Here is a 16,913-nt window from a genome sequence, read left to right on the forward strand (position 1 = left end):
GTGTCTCAGGTACAAAACCGAGACACTTCTTTCATGATGTCATACGAAGTAACCGCGTCGCGTTCGCGATGGCAAGAAGCGCCACTCCCACGTCCGCAAATACCGCTTCCCACATCGTTGCGATGCCGAACAATCCTAAAAGCATGACAAGTGCTTTGATTCCAAAGGCAAAGAAAATATTTTGCCAGACGACGCGCTTCGTTCGTTTGCCTAGCTCAATGGCCCGAATGACATCCGTTGGCGCATCATGCATCAATACCACGTCCGCCGCCGTGACTGCTGTATCGCTTCCGACGCCACCCATGACGAGACCGACGTCTGCCCGGGCCAAAGCCGCCGCATCATTCATACCATCCCCGACAAAAGCAACTTTACGCGTTCCGACCATCCGTTCGATTGCCTCCACTTTCTCGTGCGGCAGCAACTCCCCTCGTACTTCATCCAATCCGAGTTGCTTGCCAATTTTTGTAGCGACTTCTCGACGATCTCCAGATAGCATGACCGTCTGGATTCCGATTCGTTTCAATTGTTCGATTGCAGCCATCGCATCCGGCTTTACCGTATCCATCAGTTCGATTCGTCCAAGCCAACGATTATTCTTCATCACATGTACATTCGTCCCGATTGACGAATCTGCAATCACTTGACCTAACCGTTCCATGTAACGGGCACTCCCTACATACACCTCGTCGTCACCATCTCGTGCACGGAGACCATATCCCGGCTCCTCTTGAATCGAATCAAACGATTGAACCTCCCCAGCACGACGGACGATTGCTTGCGCAAGAGGATGATTGGATGCTTGTTCGACACGGGCAGCTAACCGTAACAGTTCATCGCTAGTGATGCCGTCTGTCGTCACGATATCGGTCACTTCAAATCGCCCGGTCGTCAATGTTCCTGTTTTATCGAAGACCACTGCATCCACTTCAGTCAATGTATCAAGGAACTCGCCACCTTTTACAAGAATCCCTTGTTTCGATCCAGAACCGATCCCCCCGAAATAACCTAACGGGATTGAAATCACAAGTGCACAAGGGCAACTGATGACGAGAAAAATCAAGGCCCGGTAAATCCATTCATTCAAGTCCCCTACAAACAAGGGTGGAACGAATGCGACAAGTGTCGCCATGACTACCACAATCGGTGTATAGACTTTTGCCAAGCGCGTGATCATTTGTTCCGTTTTTGTTTTCTTTCCATTCGCTTCTTCGACGAGAGCAATCATTTTTTGTTGGCTTGATTCAGCCGCGAGCTTTGTCGTTTCAACGATGAGACGCCCCTCGATATTGACCATACCTGCCAACACTTCCTCGCCCGCGCTAACTTGCCTTGGAACGGATTCACCAGTCAATGACGACGTATTTAAAGAGCTCGCCCCACTCACGACGAATCCGTCCATCGGGACTAGTTCTCCTGAACGAATGACGAGGTGTGACCCGACCGTTACTTCTTCCGGCAATCGTTCCATTTCCTGACCCGCCTCGAGTACACGCGCTCTGGTCGGTTTCATATTCAACAAGGACTGAATCGATTTTCGGGAGGCGCGTACCGCCCGTCCTTGCACGTATTCACCGAGCTGATAAAACAGCATGACTGCCACCGCTTCCGGGTATTCCGAAATGGCGAATGCCCCGATTGTCGCGATGGTCATTAAAAATTTCTCGTCAAACCATTCCCGGTTCCATATGTTCCGGACCGCACCGTATACGACGTCGTAACCAGCAAGTGAATATGCCGCAATATATCCTAAAATCGAATCTGTCCAAATCGCCATCGAAAAAATAAGAGCGGCTGTGAGAAATCTCCAAAGCGTCCAATCTCGTCCTTCGGTTTGATCGTCATCTTGTTTTACAAACTTCGCTCCCGGTTCAATCCGCCCCATCGTCTGCTCAATTGACTGAAGCATCTTGTCACGGTTCGACGGGTCCACCCATTCAATCACCATACGACTCGTCGCAAAATCAATTTGGCAAGATGCGACTTCTTCACATTTCGCCACATCCCGCTCAATTTTGGCCGCACAATTAGTACAGGTAATACCGGACACAGGTAGTACGTCTCGATTTCTCATCATATCCCCCTAACATTCAAATGATCATTTGAATATATCGTATCGTGAATTGAAATTGAAAAAAAAAACAAAAAAATGACCGCCCCTCGAATGGGGACGGTCATTGAACTTAAACGTCTTTTTTTTTTTTACTGTGTGTCAATGCAATTTCAACGAGCTGTCTCACGTGCTCATCATCCAATGAATAATAAACGACTTTCCCTTCTTTACGATACTTTACCAATCCTTGTTCAAGTAATGTCCGTAAATGGTGAGATGCGGTCGCGTTAGAGTGACCGATAACGGCCGCCACATCGCATACACATAGTTCATGTTCGAGCGTCAACACATACAGCACTTTTAGACGGGTCGGATCAGCGAACGCTTTAAACAAACGACTGACTCGAGGCGCATCTAATTGCGCCAAGGCGGTTTGTAGCGTTGGAACGTCCTCTGATTGAATTCCAATCGTTTCACACTGTGGCACTTTCATTTTTTTCACCTCGTCTTTTGATGTGTAAAAAAAAACAAAAAATCCCGAATATATCTGTTATATATTATAGTTGACTTAATGTCATCTGTTATAATACAATCATGACAACAACCAATACTGTGACACATCTACGAAGGAGGCATTTTCATATGAATGAATGGGCGAGCCGACTCGAATCATCTGTAGAGTTTTATCAAAAACTACCGGACAAAACGTGCCAGGAATGCGGGAAGCATATGGATGAACAGTGCGAATCATACGAAACGACTTGTGCTTCATGTACCGAGAAGCTTCAACTTGCAGAATAAAACAACGCCCCTTCGAGATGGAAGGGGCGTTGTTTCAGATTGACCAGCCGATATAAGCAGCCAGTATTCCAAACAGATATGTGGCAAGGAGATAAAGTCCGAATCGAATCCAGTCTTTTGTCGCAAACCGCATCAATTCAAGTTTCAAAGTCGAAAACGTCGTAAACGACCCTAAAAATCCAATCCCTAAAAAGAGAAGGAGCGACGGATGGCTCGTGTGGGCATATAAATACCCAAGAGCAAACGAACCCGACACATTGACGAATAATGTTGCAAATGGAAAGGTGGAATCAGACCACCGTTTCATCAGTTGACCGATAGCAAAACGACAAATCGCACCAAAAAAGGCACCTGTCGCAATCCACATGATTGTCACTCTATTTCACCTCACCTTTTCGTCTCACGCCGACACGATAACCAAGCCATGAGCTCCCGAGTCCAAGCGTGATACTCAAAAAGACGTATAGAAGCGCCAACCCTATCCGACTTTCGTCTAATAATCGAATCGTTTCAACGCTAAACGTGGAGAATGTAGTGAAGGAACCAATCATTCCAGTCCCCACAATCGTGACGAATTGAGGAGAAAGTTTACCCGTTCGAAGAAACATGTGAGTCAAAAACCCTAACAAAAAACTACCGCTGAGATTGATGAGCAATGTCGAAACCGGGAATGCGCTCGGTCCAATCGAATCGATCATCATACCAAGGCCATAGCGTGCCAAAGCACCGACCGCCCCTGCCAATCCGACATATATGTAAATCATCCAACTCCTCCTCCACGAAAAAGACACCTGCTAGGCAGGTGTCGATTGAACTGACTTCATTATACCAAGCTGACGCTTCTTACGAAATAGCTGCGGGAGCCAATACGGCTTCGATTGCTTCGAATGCTTGGTCGAGTTCTTCTTTCGTGATCACAAGCGGTGGTGCCAATCGAATCACGGTTTCATGTGTTTCTTTACAGAGAAGTCCTCGCTCTTTTAGCGCCTCACAGTAAGGACGAGCCGACTCCGTCAACTCAATGCCGATAAAGAGTCCGCGACCGCGAACATCACGAATCATCGGATTGTCGATCGACTTCAAGCGATCCATGAAGTACGTCCCGAGTTCTAGCGAACGCTCCGGTAGGTTTTCTTCTTCAAGCACTTCAAGAGCTGCGACCGAAACAGCTGAAGCAAGCGGGTTTCCGCCAAACGTCGACCCGTGCGAGCCTGGGTTGAAGACCGAAAGAATCTCCTGGTCAGCTGCAACGCATGAGATTGGGAAGACCCCGCCTCCAAGTGCTTTTCCGAGAATATACATATCCGGTGTGACATCTTCCCACTCGATGGCAAACCACTTTCCAGAACGACCAAGTCCAGACTGGATCTCATCTGCGACGAAAAGGACATTATGTTCTTTACAGAGCTCAGATGCCCGCTTCAAATAACCTGCCGGCGGAATGATGATCCCCGCTTCACCTTGAATCGGTTCAACGATGAACGCCGCTGTGTTCTCTGTGATCGCCGCTTCGAATGCATCGATATCACCATATGGCACAACTTTGAACCCTGGCAATAGCGGTCCGAATCCACGCTGATATTCTGCTTCTGTCGACATCGACACAGCAGCCATCGTCCGTCCATGGAAGTTTCCTGAGCAGACGATGATTTCCGCTTGTCCCGGAATACCCTTCACGTCATATGCCCAACGACGTGCTGTCTTCACGGCCGTCTCGACCGCTTCTGCACCCGTGTTCATCGGTAACACCATCTGTTTTTTTGTTAGCGTTACCACTTTGTCGTAAAAACGTCCAAGTTGATCGTTATAAAAAGCACGCGACGTCAACGTGATCTTATCCGCTTGATCTTTAAGCGCTTGGATGATCTTTGGATGACAGTGTCCCTGATTGACAGCAGAGTATGCACTTAACATATCCATGTAGCGATTCCCCTCAGGATCGGTTACCCAAATCCCTTTCGCCTCCGAAATGACAATCGGTAGTGGATGATAGTTATGTGCCCCGAACTTCTCTGTCAATTCAATCACATCATGTGTTTTTGACATATTGTTTCCCCCTTATTCAAAACTATCTTACTCTTTCAGTATATGACGTCCCTCTTTCTTTTGACAATGACGAACTTAAGCATTCCTTGAATTGGCAAAATCAGGTACACTGACATTAGAATATGCATTTAGCATGACAGATTGGAGGAAATGATGTGGCTTCATTGCGTGATTTACCAGTAGATGAATTCATCGATGCTTTATCTGTTCCGTGTTGTTATATTTCTCAAGATGGTACGGTCCTATTATGGAATACGCATGCCGAAGTTTTATTCGGCTGGGAACGTGACGAAGTCCTCCATCAACCACTGCCGGTCGTCCGGCAATTAGATCATGCTCTCGAAACATGGTCGCCGCTCCTCCTTCAATATCCATTCTCGACAACGGCGATGACGCCGTTTCAACATAAGGATGGCTCCGTCATCTATGCGACTGCCTACCTGCAATCTTTTTCGCTCGAAGGGATTTATGGTTATTTTTTAGCGTTTCTCCCAAAAGGATTTGGACCGCTCATCAGTACAGAACAGTTCAATCTACTTCATCATTTTCAAGAGATGATCAAACAGTCCACGCATTACTTGGCGACAAATGCGAAAGGCGAGATTGTAGACATCAATCCTTCGTTATGCCGTCTACTCGATGCGACGGAGCAACAGCTAATCGGACGCGAATGGTTCGAACTCATTCATGATTCAAGTGAACAGGACGGGATTTCGCGTAACGTTTTAAAATCACTTGCGACCAATCGGATTTGGAACGGTGAGATGCCGATCTCCTGTAAGCAACATGAGTCAGAGCCGTGTTGGCTTAACTTGACTGTCGTACCGATTGTTAGTGAGAAGAATGAAGTGATTCAATATACCGCATTCGGATTTGATGTGTCGGAAAAGAAGCGTCTTGAAAAAGAAGTCCAGTTCCTCGCTTATCAAAATGAGTTGACCGGACAAAATAATAAAAAAGGGTTTTTACGTCGCTACGACTCAATCCTTCGACAAATCGATGAGCGAGAAGGTCTCCTTCATATTGCCTTGTTTGATATCGACCGCTTCAAAATTATCAATGAGTCATTCGGGTCTCGCGTTGGGAACGAACTTCTCATCCAAATCAAAGAGCGCGCACTGCATCTTATTCCGGAATCCGCTCTTTTATTCCATCCTACGGGCGGACTGTTCGGTGTCATGTTCTTCGAGGAATCGAAAGAAGAAGTGTTCCAAGTACTCCGACATCTGCAACACGAACTGCAACGTCCGTTCCGGATTTACCATCACTCCATCATGGTATCGATTTCGATCGGATGCGTATTTTATCCGTCTTCGACAAGTTCACTCGAGGAACTGTATACACGTGCTGAAAGTGCCCTCTTCAAAGGGAAACAGATTGGCGTCGGTACGATTCAATTTGTGACAAAAGATATGGATGCCGCTTTCTCGAGACAAATCCATATTGAGAAGGCGATGTACCGAGCCCTTGAAGAAAAGCATTTTTATCTTGAGTATCAACCAAAGTATGAACTTGCCACAGACCGGCTCATCGGTTTTGAGGCACTCCTTCGTTGGCATCACGACGAACTGGGACAAATCCCGCCTTCAGAGTTCATTCCGCTCGCGGAAGAGATGGCACTCATCGTTCCCATCAACAACTGGGTCATCTTAGAGGCAACGAAACAACTGAAAGCCTGGAAAGCCGAGTTCGATCAACCGCTCTCGATGGCAATCAACATTTCGCCTAATCAATTCCGAAGCGACAGTTTTTTGAATACGTTACGAAACATCAAGCAACAACTCCAGCTCGACCCGGCAGACGTCATTTTGGAGATCACGGAAAGTCTTGTCATGCAACAAACTGATGAAATCATCGAACGCATGGAACAAATCAAGCGCTTGAACTATCGACTGTCGATTGACGATTTCGGAACAGGCTTCTCGTCCTTGCAGTATTTGAAGTCCTTCCCGGTCGATGAACTCAAAATCGATAAAGTCTTTCTCGATGATTGGATGGCGTCCAAATCTCATCTCCTCGATGTCATCGTCCATCTTGGGAAGAGTTTAAATCTCCACGTCGTCGCAGAGGGAGTCGAAGATGAAGAGATGTTGGCACACTTAAAGTCGACAGATTGCGATTCTTTCCAGGGCTATTTATATGCGAGACCTGCTTCACCAAGTGTAATCGAACAATTACTCCGATCATCAAAAAACTCACCGGACGCTTGAGACGCCGGTGAGTTTTCTTATAGGGCAATCGCGGCTGTCCAAAGTCCATAAATGCCATAGGTCGCACATAATAGAATAATCAAGGCAATCATCGACTGGGTACGGGTCAAGAACGGTCGTCCTTGTTCCCGTTCTGCCAAAAGAAAGACGAAGATGCCAGGTGCGTATAGAATCATCGCAATCAAGACATACTCGAATCCTGAAGCATAGAGTAACCAGGCGGCGTATAGCGAGGCAATCCCGGAAACGACCATCATCCGTAGCGACGTCGCCCGCTTCGCCTCCATCCATCCATAGAGTGCCGAGAATAGATAAGGAACGAGTGCTGCGATTCCAGCGATGCTTGAAAGCACGAGATACGTCTGTTCTGAAAACAAGGCGATGGCCGTGACCACTTGAGTGAACGCTTGGGTGATGAATAGCGCGTTCACTGGTGTTTCGTTCGCATTCAAACGGTGAAATACTTTCGGAAACACCCCATCCCGGCTCGCCACGTACGAAATCTCCGTCGCTAAAATCGTCCAGCCGAGCAATGCGCCTGTTAATGATACGAGCAGTCCGATGTTAATCAATGTTGCGCCGAACGGGCCGACGACCGCTTCTAACACATATGCCATCGACGGTTCAGGCAACGCAGCGAGTTGCTCCTGTGTCATGACACCAAACGAGAAGATGGAAATCATCATGTAAATCAATAACGTCCCAATCAGGCCAATGACCGTGGCACGACCGACATCTTTCTTGTGACGTGCGCGCGATGACAATACGACCGCTCCCTCGATACCGACAAATGCCCAGAGTGTGACGAGCATCGTCGACTTCACTTGTGGAAACACATCCGCCCAAACAAACCCAGTTTCTCCCCAAAAATCGACTTGGAACGTATCTATTTTAAACGCGAATAGGATCAACACGATGAACAAAATAATCGGGACGAGTTTCGCAATCGTTGTCACGATATTGAGAAGTGCCGCTTCACGCATCCCACGTGAAATGAGCCAAAATAAGCCCCAAATCAGAACGACACTCACGAACAAGCGAAACAGTCGGTGTTCTGCTGAAAAAATAAGAAAAAAATAAGCCAATGTACTGAAAATCAATGTGATGTTGGCTACCGTCCCAATCCAAGCCGACATCCAGTACCCCCATCCGCTGTTGAATCCGACAAACTTCCCGAAACCTTCACGGGCATAGGCGTAAATTCCGCCTTCTAGCTCTGGCCGCGTGTTTGCTAAAAACTGAAACACAAAGGCGAGCATAATCATGCCGACACCCGTAATCCCCCATCCAATTAAAACTGGTCCGACCCCTGCCCCTTGTGCCATTGCACCAGGCAGGTTAAACGCACCTCCACCAATCATGGTCCCGACGACCATTGAAGCAAGACCGAAAAAGCCGATTCCGGCTGAATGTTGTTTCAAGTTAACGCCTCCACTACTATCCTATCTGTACGAATAACTATACAAAAATATTGTATAATCATTCGTTGATTTTTCTATTCTACTTCCTGAAAGGATTGATGAATAGTCATTCTAAATAAGTTTATATTTTAGGATAATTTGAAAAATTCCGTTGCATATTCATGTCAGATGTAGTTTAATTACAACATATTCTAAATTATCAGAATTTTCGGGAGGTTGTATGATAAAAAACAAAAAATGGTTAGCGTTATCGGGGGTCGCATTATTGGCGACGGCTGCTTGTAGCACAGGAGATGACTCATCAAGTTCAGAAGGTTCATCTTCAAGCGATGCGAAAAAAGAAATCACAATGGTATCGGCGACGGACTTGCCGCAGCTCGATCCGACACTGACAACAGACTCGACATCGATCATCGTGACAAACAACGTGTTCGAAGGATTGTATCGTCTAGATGAGAACAACCAACCGACACCGGGGATTGCCGAAGATGTCGAAGTATCTGAGGATGGACTTACATACACGTTCAAGTTACGTGACGCAAACTGGTCAGACGGTTCTCCAATTACAGCTGAAGACTTCGTTTACTCTTGGAAACGTGCCCTCAATCCTGAAACAGGTGCGGAGTATGCCTATATTCAAAAAGATTTGAAAAACGCGAACAAAATCCTTGCGGGTGAAATGTCGCTCGACGACCTCGGCGCAAAAGCGATTGACGAAAAAACGCTTGAAGTACAATTGGAAGCACCAGCTCCTTATTTCTTAGGTTTGACTGGATTCCCAACGTATATGCCGCAAAAACAAGAGTACGTCGAAGAGCAAGGCGAAGAGTTCGCAACATCTGTCGACAAGACACTCTATAACGGACCTTACGTCTTGAGCGAGTGGCAAGACAATGCAGGATGGGTTTACAAGAAGAACCCTGAATATTGGGATGCTGAAAACGTCAAGATGGACACGATCAACGTCAAAGTCGTAAAAGACGTATCGACTGGGGTCAACTTGTTCGAGTCGGGTGAAGCGGACTACACGCTCCTCTCTTCTGAATTCGTTCCGCAATTCGAAGACAGCGACGAGTTCAAAACGCGTGCCGATGCTCGAATCAACTTCCTTCGTTTCAACCAAAAGAACGAAGCGCTCCAAAACGTCAACATCCGTGAAGCACTTGCGAAAGGATTCGACAAACAGAGTGTGACAGATGTCATCTTAACAGATGGATCGCAACCGGCGAACTATATCGTAGCGAAAGACTTCACGTTCACAGAAGACGGAGCTGACTTCCGTGAGAAGTATCCAGACCTCCTCAACTACAACGTAGATGAAGCAAAAACCGCGTGGGAAAAAGGATTAGAAGAATTAGGTGTTGAAACAATCGAACTCGAGTTCCTCTCACGTGACGAAGAAGCGTTCAAGAAAGTGAACGAGTTCATCAAAGGCGAACTTGAGAAGAACTTGCCTGGTTTGACACTTAACATCAAACAGCAACCGTTCAAAAACTTCCTTGATCTTGAAGGGAAAGGCGAATATGACGTTTCTGCAGCTGGTTGGGGCCCTGACTATCAGGATCCGATGACATACCTCGACATGTGGGTCACAGACGGACCGTTTAACCGTATGGAGTACTCGAATGACGAATATGATCAGTTGATTCAATCTGCGAAGAAAGAAGCCGATCAGATGAAACGTTGGGAAGCAATGCAAGAAGCAGAACGCATCCTTCTCGAAGAAGACTTTGCCATCGATCCGATTTATCAAAAAGGTGAGGCATACTTAGAGCGTTCAAACATCGAGAACATGTACCGTCACCCGTTCGGTGCCGATGCAAGTTTCAAGTGGCTTGACGTGAAATAATGATTGTAACCTCCTTGATTCCTACATGGACCAGGGAGGTTTTTCTGTCGTGAAAGTCTCTATAAAGAGTTTGACACTGCGGTTCACCTTATTAGCTGTCACGATCTGCATCATGAATGTATCTGGATTGGATGACAAGCACATCTACTTCGCCTCCATTTTGGTTGCTCGAGACACCTTGGTTTTCTTTTTACGTCATTCATCTTCATTACCACAGCCTATCACTGTACATCATAGTTCTCTTTTGGTTCATTCTCGGTAAACTACTCGACCGTCTCACTTATGCAGTGACGACCGCACATAAAAAATGACTTCCATCGATTTGATGGAAGTCATTTTCATATATCACGCCTCACGCTTTGCGCGAAGTTCTGCAGGTACTTTCCCACGTTTGGAAATCACTTCTGCGACTCCTACCAATACGATAAACGAAATCAATGCAGCGAAGAATCCGATCCAAATCGATGCTGTAATCCCGAGCACCAAGTAACCGATCGCTGACACAACCGCTGCAAGAATAGCATACGGCAATTGTGTCACCACGTGGTCGATGTGGTGCGAGCCCGCTCCTGTTGAGCTGAGAATCGTTGTATCTGAAATTGGTGAACAGTGGTCACCAAACACCGCGCCGGCCAATACAGCCGCAAGTGACGCGAGAAGAAGTTCCGGTTCAACAGCCATGATCAAGTCGGCACCGATCGGAAGCATCAAACCAAATGTTCCCCAACTCGTTCCTGTCGAGAATGCCATGATTCCGGCAATCAAGAAAAGAAGGAGTGGCAAGTAAGATGCAGCGATTGTATCTGTCACGAAGCTTGCCAAGTATTCACCAGTCTTCATGTCGCTGATGACCGCAATGATTGTCCAAGCAAACAAGAGAATCAAGACAGCCGGCCACATGGCACGAACGCCTTCCCATGCCGCTTTTCCATAGTCACGCGTTGGGATTTTACGACCAATGAGAAGCAAGAATGCGACAATCAAACTGATGACAACACCCGCAACAAGTGAGCGTGTCACGTCTGTCGATTCGAAGGCTCCAATCAACGAGAAGTCTTGACCGTCAGCCGCGAGCGCTTGACCACCCGTGTAAAGCATCGCTGACACTGTCGCAACGATAAGCGTGATAATTGGTACGATCAAATCACGTACTTTTCCACCTTCGTGCTCGTGTAAATCTTCACTCATTCCCATCGGCTTTCCTTTTGCCGAATCATACAACTCCCCTTGGAGGGCACGAAGTTCGTGCGTGCGCATCGGTCCGATGGCAAGTCCAGTGAATGCCACATATGCTGTCAAGAGTAGTGCGAAGACGGCATAGAAGTTCATTGGGATGATTTGAATGAATGCAGAGAATGACGAATAGCTGTCAATCGAGTATTTTGCCAAAATACCTGCGATGATGGCGATGATATATGCACCCCAACTTGAAAGCGGGCTGATGACACAGACAGGTGCTGCCGTTGAGTCAATCATGTAAGCCAACTTTGCACGTGAGATGTTTTTACGGTCTGTGAGTGGACGACTGATGTTTCCGACCGCCAAGCTATTGAAGTAGTCATCGATAAAAATCAAAATACCAAGTCCGAATGAGACGAGACGTGCACCGCGTGCTGTCTTGACGTTCGCCGCAGCCCATTCACCAAATGCGCGTGCGCCACCTGATGTTTGAATGATTGACGATAAAATCCCGAGAAGGAGCAAGAACGCAATCAACAAGACGTTCCATTCGTTGATGGCTCCATCCGCCCAGAATAAAGCGATGATGTTCGACCACAAGTATTGAATCGAATCAATTGGATTGAAATTATGCAAGAGAAGGACTCCTGCGATAATCCCGACACCGAGTGATGGGATGACCTTTCGTGTTGTGATTGCCATAATAATTGCAAGTAATGCCGGTACGAGTGAGAGTACCGATGTTGAATAATCTACCATGCTGAATTCCTCCTTTTTTTTTATTATGAGGCCCACCTATGCTTAAAAAAACGCAAAGCGAGGGCATCGGCAACAAAGCCGACACCCTCGCTGGATGTTCCGTCTTTCTTAGCCGACTTGGAGCGCTCCATACGTAAATATGTATGGCAGTCCGACGGGTATTTCCCGTCAGCCCAGCACAACCCCACGGACATGGTGTTGCACTTCGGCGATCCTGCCTTTTTGTAGTCCTCATCGTTGTCATCCTCCGACTACTTACTCATCAGCATCGCACCTCTACCTCATCGATAGCACGAATATTCATTTAAAGTTACGTCTAAATTATCACAGGTTGGTGTCACATATCAATAGTTTTTTTCATCTTTAATGATTCGCTTCAAGACAGCGAGTGCTTCTTGGTCATTCGTTTCCACCGCTTTAAAGAAGTCGTTGAAGAAGTGATACAACACGAATCGGTCAGCGTGAGACTTCGTCTGTTCTTTAATCGTAGAGAAAATGAGTCGTCGTAAACGACGTTTTGTCTGAGTTTCTTCTGGTAGTTCTTCGCATCGGTCCTTGAAAGCACGATATACAGAATTGATCAATTCCTCATGTTCATCATACGACCGATTGTAAGCAACTTGTTCCATCTGTAATATCCCCCCTTTCAATGTTGACCCGATGAAACTTGACGTAACTATACCAACTTCCCGTCACGCATTCAATCGTTATCGGCGGTTCTTAACAAAAATCATACGTTAGACCGAGTCAAGCGTTGATGAATGAGAACGTGGTCACGTCGAACAATCCCATATCGGTCAATTTCAAGTCAGGAATGACCGGTAAGGCGAGGAAGGACATCGTCAAATACGGATTGAAATGACGATGGGCTCCCACGACATCTAGCGCATCATTGAGCTGTTCCAGAATCTCTGCCACTTCACGATATGGTCGCTTCGTCATCAGTCCACCAATCTCGAGCGGAAGGACAGCAAGCACTTCTCCTTCCGATACGGCGACGACCCCTCCCCCTACTTTTTCAAGCGTTTTCGCCGCGAGCAACATGTCTTCCGGGCTGACCCCGGCGACGACCAAGTTATGGCTGTCATGGGCAACCGTGGCTGCTAGGGCACCTCGTTTCAAGCCGAATCCCGTTACCGGGGCAAGAGCCATATGGCCTGTCCCGTGATGGCGTTCGATGACGGCAAGCGTCGCGATATCCTGCGATAAATCTGCGCCTGATGCGTCTGGTTGGAACGTGAGACGCTGTCGTTTCGTCAACAAGCTGTTCGGAAGCACTTGAATGACATCGATTTCTTCTTCACTTGCGGCAAGTCGGAACGACTCGGCGGTCAATTCGGGTAAAGCGAGCTCACCTTTCATCGGTTTTGGCACTTCAATTCCTTCCGATTCAAACGTCGCATTCCCCTTCTCCGCGACGAGCGTACCATTCACATAGACTTGTTCGATTTTTACCGATTCGACGTCTGACAAGATAACGAAGTTCGCCTTCTTACCAGGCGCGATCGCCCCGACCTCTTTTAATCCATAGGCCTCTGCGGCATGTAGACTTGCGATGGCATAGGCCGTTTCCGGCTTAACCCCTTGCTTGATGGCGGTACGGATGTTGTAGTCGATTCCACCTTCCGCGACCAAGTCATCCAAATGCTTATCATCCGTACAGAAAAGGAAGCGGTGGGCATTGCTTTCCGTAACGGCTAGGCTCACCTTCTCCACGTTTCGAGCAACGGACCCTTCCCGAATTTGAACGTAGAATCCACGTCGCACTCGTTCAATCGCCTCTTCCGCAGTCGTACATTCATGATCCGTCATGATTCCTGCTGAGCGATATACATTCAATTGATCGGGGTTGAGACCTGAAGCATGTCCATCCACGACTTTACCCGCTTGTTCCGTCTGCGCGATCTTTTGAAGCATGTCTTCACTTCCAGCTTCAACTGATGGATAGTCCATGACTTCACCTAGGCCATGCACCCCTGGATCTCCTAAAAATGGTACCAAATCTTCTGCATACAGTTTTGCGCCCGCATGTTCAAATGGTGTCGCTGGTACACAACTCGGAAGCATCATCCGAACGTCGAGTGGAAGTCCTTTCGCATCTGCTAACATGTACTCAATCCCGAGTGCTCCGTTCACATTCGCAATCTCATGAGGGTCAGCAATCACCGTTGTGACACCAAGTGGTAAGACTGCTTTCGCAAATTCATGCGGGGGGACCATCGATGACTCGATATGGACGTGCGAATCGATAAAGGACGGCGCAAGCGTCCACGTCGGATCGTGATACTCGACCTCTCCATCGTACCCTTCCCCAATAGCCACGATATATCCTGCGTCGATGGCGACGTCTGTACGAATCGTCTCACGACTGTACACGTCAATCACTGCGACGTCTTTAAAGACGACGGCCGCTTTCTTTTTCTTTGCGGCGATGTCAATCAAATGTTGTTTCTCCATCTCTTGATCTCCTTATTCAATGTATTTTAACTATCTTACCAAGAATATTCTTTTCGTTGCAATTTCTTTTTCAAGTTGTGCGACAATGATAACATATCTTTCTGAAAGGGGTTACAACGATGCAATACAAATTAGGAGAGTTGACACCAAAAGTCGATCCGACGACTTATCTTGCACCAGGGGCACACGTGATTGGAGACGTGACCATCGGTGCTCACTCGGGAGTATGGTTCAATACCGTCATCCGTGGAGACGAAGGACCCATTCAAATCGGTTCATACGTCAACATTCAGGATGGTTCGATGATTCATCAATATGAAGGCTCACCGACAATCATTCATGACCGTGTCTCGATTGGCCACATGGCGATGATTCACGGCTGTGAGATTGAAGAAGATTGCTTGATTGGCATGCACGCTACCGTACTCGATGGGGCGAAGATTGGAAAAGGGTCCTTTGTCGCTGCCGGTGCGCTCGTCACACCAAACATGCAAATTCCTGAAGGGGTGATGGTCATGGGCGTCCCAGCAAAAGTCGTTCGTCCATTAAACGATGAAGATCGTTTTATCATGGAGAGAACGGTAAAGAAATATGCCAAGCGTGCCGAACAATATAAGCAGTCGTGCGTTCCAGTTCGCGAAATTCAACAATTGTGAAAGCGTTTACAAGATTCATAAAATGTTAACGTTTCTCTCGAATTTTCTACATAGTTCCTTTGTATACTGAAGTTGTAGCCAAGCTGATGTATTGAAAGGAGCCCACTCTATGTATCCGAACCATGATCAACTCATGCTAGACCTGTATGCCTCGTCCATCAATCCAAGTTATGGCCTTCATATCGATGATTCATTCGATGATGCCCTTCATGGCGCACATCGAGAGGTTTGGGAACGTATGCATTTGGATAATAGTAGAGAAGAAGATTCTAAAAATGGAGGAACGACTGGATGATTCCAACGACTGTGATTCAAGATTGGCTCGCAAAAAAAATTAAAAAATGAACCATATAGCAAAAGCTCAAGCAAAGACTGAACCGGTCCCTACTTGAGCTTTTTTTATCGGCTCTATTCATTATATTTATATAAGATTCTTATTAGTCTTAGTAATAAAAAGTCTTTTTAGGTTTCAATTTAAGATTTTCGACTACCTTTGCCTTAGCGATCCCTTTTTTAAACTTCACATGATTGAGCCAATCTACAATTGCATATGCATCGTAATTCGGACAATCTTTTTCTCCATTTTCATACGCCCAATATTTTTTATTCTTTTCATCATCAAAGATCCAGTCAAAAAACTCGTTTTGTGTTTTGTGAATTTTTCTCCCTACTTTAGAAGAACAGGAGATGTACTGAATATAGTTATCTCCAAAATCAAATTTTATAATCATAAGAAGAGCTCCTCCTTTTAGCAATCTTGATTTATAGCATTGGTTACATTGGTGCTTTTTTGTATAACGTCAGCATCCGTTCAAGGTCAAAGAACAAGCCATTAACGACGATGATGTTTCAAGTAATCATAATGTTATTCAGTTAGCTAGACTTTCTACATGAGTGAACATCGTTCATTCAAAAATGGTCAGGTGTGCATCAATCGGTTGTCGCGCTTTCGGTGTAGGGATATCTTCTGTGTCATATTTCCCGATTTGCAGGAGACCGATAAACGTCTCCCCTTCCGCCCCAATCATTTCCTTCAACCGTGCATCATCAAACAGTCCACCCGTCCGCCAGACCATTCCGATCTCACGTTCACTTAAGAGCAGCTGAACATTTTGAATGAATGTCGCCGTCGCGAGTAACGCGTCACGATTCCCTTTGTCCGTTTCAAAATGTTTTGCCGTCACATACATACAGGTTGCCGCATTTAAAATCCGTCCCGTCACCTTTTCGCGTTGCCCTTCTGACGCCTCCGAGAAGGCTGGTTCGAGCGCATCGAGTAACACTTGCTTCCCATCCCCATTGAACACATACACGTTCCATGGTTCGACTTTATTGTGAAATGGTGCATGATGTGCCGATTGCAACACTTCATAAAGCACTTTCGTATCGATTGGTTCTTCCTTGAACATACGGACCGTACGTCTTTCTTCAATTAACTTTTGTGCTGCTGTCTTTGTCATGACCGTCACTTCCCCTTTTTTT

At 46.6% G+C, this 16,913-nt stretch carries 16 protein-coding genes and 1 riboswitch; of the genes, 5 read left to right on the plus strand and 11 right to left on the minus strand.

Annotated features, from left to right (window positions below; translation table 11 throughout):
* Window positions 1-31: 31 nt before the first annotated feature.
* Window positions 32-2,074, minus strand: coding sequence for a heavy metal translocating P-type ATPase (locus tag BBB58_RS14255; protein ID WP_074037791.1), 2,043 nt, complete (start codon window positions 2,072-2,074; stop codon window positions 32-34).
* A gap of 109 nt (window positions 2,075-2,183) precedes the next feature.
* Entirely contained in the window at window positions 2,184-2,546 is a 363-nt protein-coding gene (locus BBB58_RS14260) for an ArsR/SmtB family transcription factor (RefSeq protein ID WP_074037792.1), read from the minus strand.
* A gap of 149 nt (window positions 2,547-2,695) precedes the next feature.
* On the opposite strand from BBB58_RS14260, the gene yhfH reads away from it, so the two are divergent.
* Window positions 2,696-2,854 (plus strand): protein YhfH, encoded by a 159-nt coding sequence (gene yhfH, locus BBB58_RS14265; protein ID WP_015880761.1) that lies wholly within the window; start codon window positions 2,696-2,698, stop codon window positions 2,852-2,854.
* 34 nt (window positions 2,855-2,888) lie between these two features.
* Here the strand turns inward: yhfH and BBB58_RS14270 are convergent, their stop codons facing one another.
* From BBB58_RS14270 to BBB58_RS14280, 3 genes are all read right to left on the minus strand, one after another.
* Window positions 2,889-3,221, minus strand: coding sequence for a fluoride efflux transporter FluC (locus tag BBB58_RS14270; protein WP_084543131.1), 333 nt, complete (start codon window positions 3,219-3,221; stop codon window positions 2,889-2,891).
* Between the two features lie 10 nt (window positions 3,222-3,231).
* On the minus strand, window positions 3,232-3,618 hold the full coding sequence (gene crcB / locus BBB58_RS14275; protein WP_074037793.1) for a fluoride efflux transporter CrcB: 387 nt from the start codon (window positions 3,616-3,618) through the stop codon (window positions 3,232-3,234).
* A 79-nt stretch (window positions 3,619-3,697) separates the two neighbouring features.
* Entirely contained in the window at window positions 3,698-4,900 is a 1,203-nt protein-coding gene (locus tag BBB58_RS14280; protein ID WP_015880758.1) for an ornithine--oxo-acid transaminase, read from the minus strand.
* Window positions 4,901-5,055: 155 nt separating this feature from the next.
* On the opposite strand from BBB58_RS14280, the gene BBB58_RS14285 reads away from it, so the two are divergent.
* Window positions 5,056-7,110, plus strand: coding sequence for a sensor domain-containing protein (locus BBB58_RS14285; protein ID WP_074037794.1), 2,055 nt, complete (start codon window positions 5,056-5,058; stop codon window positions 7,108-7,110).
* 17 nt (window positions 7,111-7,127) lie between these two features.
* On the opposite strand, the gene BBB58_RS14290 is transcribed toward BBB58_RS14285, so the two are convergent.
* Window positions 7,128-8,531 (minus strand): basic amino acid/polyamine antiporter, encoded by a 1,404-nt coding sequence (locus BBB58_RS14290; protein WP_074037795.1) that lies wholly within the window; start codon window positions 8,529-8,531, stop codon window positions 7,128-7,130.
* A gap of 220 nt (window positions 8,532-8,751) precedes the next feature.
* On the opposite strand from BBB58_RS14290, the gene BBB58_RS14295 reads away from it, so the two are divergent.
* Window positions 8,752-10,380 (plus strand): peptide ABC transporter substrate-binding protein, encoded by a 1,629-nt coding sequence (locus tag BBB58_RS14295; protein WP_074037796.1) that lies wholly within the window; start codon window positions 8,752-8,754, stop codon window positions 10,378-10,380.
* A 345-nt stretch (window positions 10,381-10,725) separates the two neighbouring features.
* Here the strand turns inward: BBB58_RS14295 and BBB58_RS14300 are convergent, their stop codons facing one another.
* The 3 genes from BBB58_RS14300 to ade all read right to left on the minus strand — a co-directional run bounded on the left by BBB58_RS14300 (window position 10,726) and on the right by ade (window position 14,775).
* A complete protein-coding gene (locus BBB58_RS14300) occupies window positions 10,726-12,318 on the minus strand; it encodes a Na+/H+ antiporter NhaC family protein (protein WP_074037797.1) in 1,593 nt (530 codons plus the stop codon).
* A gap of 112 nt (window positions 12,319-12,430) precedes the next feature.
* Window positions 12,431-12,605, minus strand: a riboswitch (Lysine riboswitch).
* A 57-nt stretch (window positions 12,606-12,662) separates the two neighbouring features.
* The gene (locus tag BBB58_RS14305; RefSeq protein WP_074037798.1) at window positions 12,663-12,947 is read right to left on the minus strand and encodes a hypothetical protein; all 285 of its coding nucleotides are present in this window, start codon (window positions 12,945-12,947) and stop codon (window positions 12,663-12,665) included.
* Window positions 12,948-13,065: 118 nt separating this feature from the next.
* A complete protein-coding gene (gene ade / locus BBB58_RS14310) occupies window positions 13,066-14,775 on the minus strand; it encodes an adenine deaminase (protein ID WP_074037799.1) in 1,710 nt (569 codons plus the stop codon).
* A gap of 119 nt (window positions 14,776-14,894) precedes the next feature.
* Between ade and BBB58_RS14315 the strand changes: the two genes are divergently transcribed.
* Together BBB58_RS14315 and BBB58_RS14320 are read left to right on the plus strand one after the other, a co-directional pair.
* A complete protein-coding gene (locus BBB58_RS14315; RefSeq protein ID WP_074037800.1) occupies window positions 14,895-15,431 on the plus strand; it encodes a gamma carbonic anhydrase family protein in 537 nt (178 codons plus the stop codon).
* Window positions 15,432-15,540: 109 nt separating this feature from the next.
* On the plus strand, window positions 15,541-15,726 hold the full coding sequence (locus BBB58_RS14320; protein ID WP_074037801.1) for a hypothetical protein: 186 nt from the start codon (window positions 15,541-15,543) through the stop codon (window positions 15,724-15,726).
* A 148-nt stretch (window positions 15,727-15,874) separates the two neighbouring features.
* On the opposite strand, the gene BBB58_RS14325 is transcribed toward BBB58_RS14320, so the two are convergent.
* Both BBB58_RS14325 and BBB58_RS14330 read right to left on the minus strand, forming a co-directional pair.
* On the minus strand, window positions 15,875-16,162 hold the full coding sequence (locus BBB58_RS14325) for a hypothetical protein (protein ID WP_074037802.1): 288 nt from the start codon (window positions 16,160-16,162) through the stop codon (window positions 15,875-15,877).
* 174 nt (window positions 16,163-16,336) lie between these two features.
* Complete coding sequence (locus BBB58_RS14330; RefSeq protein WP_244150767.1) at window positions 16,337-16,891, minus strand: nitroreductase family protein; 555 nt, start codon at window positions 16,889-16,891, stop codon at window positions 16,337-16,339.
* Between the last annotated feature and the right edge of the window lie 22 nt (window positions 16,892-16,913).

The sequence above is a fragment of the Exiguobacterium profundum genome, from assembly GCF_001909285.1.
Lineage (GTDB): Bacteria > Bacillota > Bacilli > Exiguobacteriales > Exiguobacteriaceae > Exiguobacterium > Exiguobacterium profundum.

What these genes read in the sequence shown, in the direction of transcription:
- BBB58_RS14255 (WP_074037791.1), bottom strand. Translation starts at nt 2,074, where the DNA reads ATGAGAAATCGAGACGTACTACCTGTGTCCGGTATTACCTGTACTAAT.
- BBB58_RS14260 (WP_074037792.1), bottom strand. Translation starts at nt 2,546, where the DNA reads ATGAAAGTGCCACAGTGTGAAACGATTGGAATTCAATCAGAGGACGTT.
- yhfH (WP_015880761.1), top strand. Translation starts at nt 2,696, where the DNA reads ATGAATGAATGGGCGAGCCGACTCGAATCATCTGTAGAGTTTTATCAA.
- BBB58_RS14270 (WP_084543131.1), bottom strand. Translation starts at nt 3,221, where the DNA reads ATGTGGATTGCGACAGGTGCCTTTTTTGGTGCGATTTGTCGTTTTGCT.
- crcB (WP_074037793.1), bottom strand. Translation starts at nt 3,618, where the DNA reads ATGATTTACATATATGTCGGATTGGCAGGGGCGGTCGGTGCTTTGGCA.
- BBB58_RS14280 (WP_015880758.1), bottom strand. Translation starts at nt 4,900, where the DNA reads ATGTCAAAAACACATGATGTGATTGAATTGACAGAGAAGTTCGGGGCA.
- BBB58_RS14295 (WP_074037796.1), top strand. Translation starts at nt 8,752, where the DNA reads ATGATAAAAAACAAAAAATGGTTAGCGTTATCGGGGGTCGCATTATTG.
- BBB58_RS14300 (WP_074037797.1), bottom strand. Translation starts at nt 12,318, where the DNA reads ATGGTAGATTATTCAACATCGGTACTCTCACTCGTACCGGCATTACTT.
- BBB58_RS14305 (WP_074037798.1), bottom strand. Translation starts at nt 12,947, where the DNA reads ATGGAACAAGTTGCTTACAATCGGTCGTATGATGAACATGAGGAATTG.
- ade (WP_074037799.1), bottom strand. Translation starts at nt 14,775, where the DNA reads ATGGAGAAACAACATTTGATTGACATCGCCGCAAAGAAAAAGAAAGCG.
- BBB58_RS14315 (WP_074037800.1), top strand. Translation starts at nt 14,895, where the DNA reads ATGCAATACAAATTAGGAGAGTTGACACCAAAAGTCGATCCGACGACT.
- BBB58_RS14320 (WP_074037801.1), top strand. Translation starts at nt 15,541, where the DNA reads ATGTATCCGAACCATGATCAACTCATGCTAGACCTGTATGCCTCGTCC.
- BBB58_RS14325 (WP_074037802.1), bottom strand. Translation starts at nt 16,162, where the DNA reads ATGATTATAAAATTTGATTTTGGAGATAACTATATTCAGTACATCTCC.
- BBB58_RS14330 (WP_244150767.1), bottom strand. Translation starts at nt 16,891, where the DNA reads ATGACAAAGACAGCAGCACAAAAGTTAATTGAAGAAAGACGTACGGTC.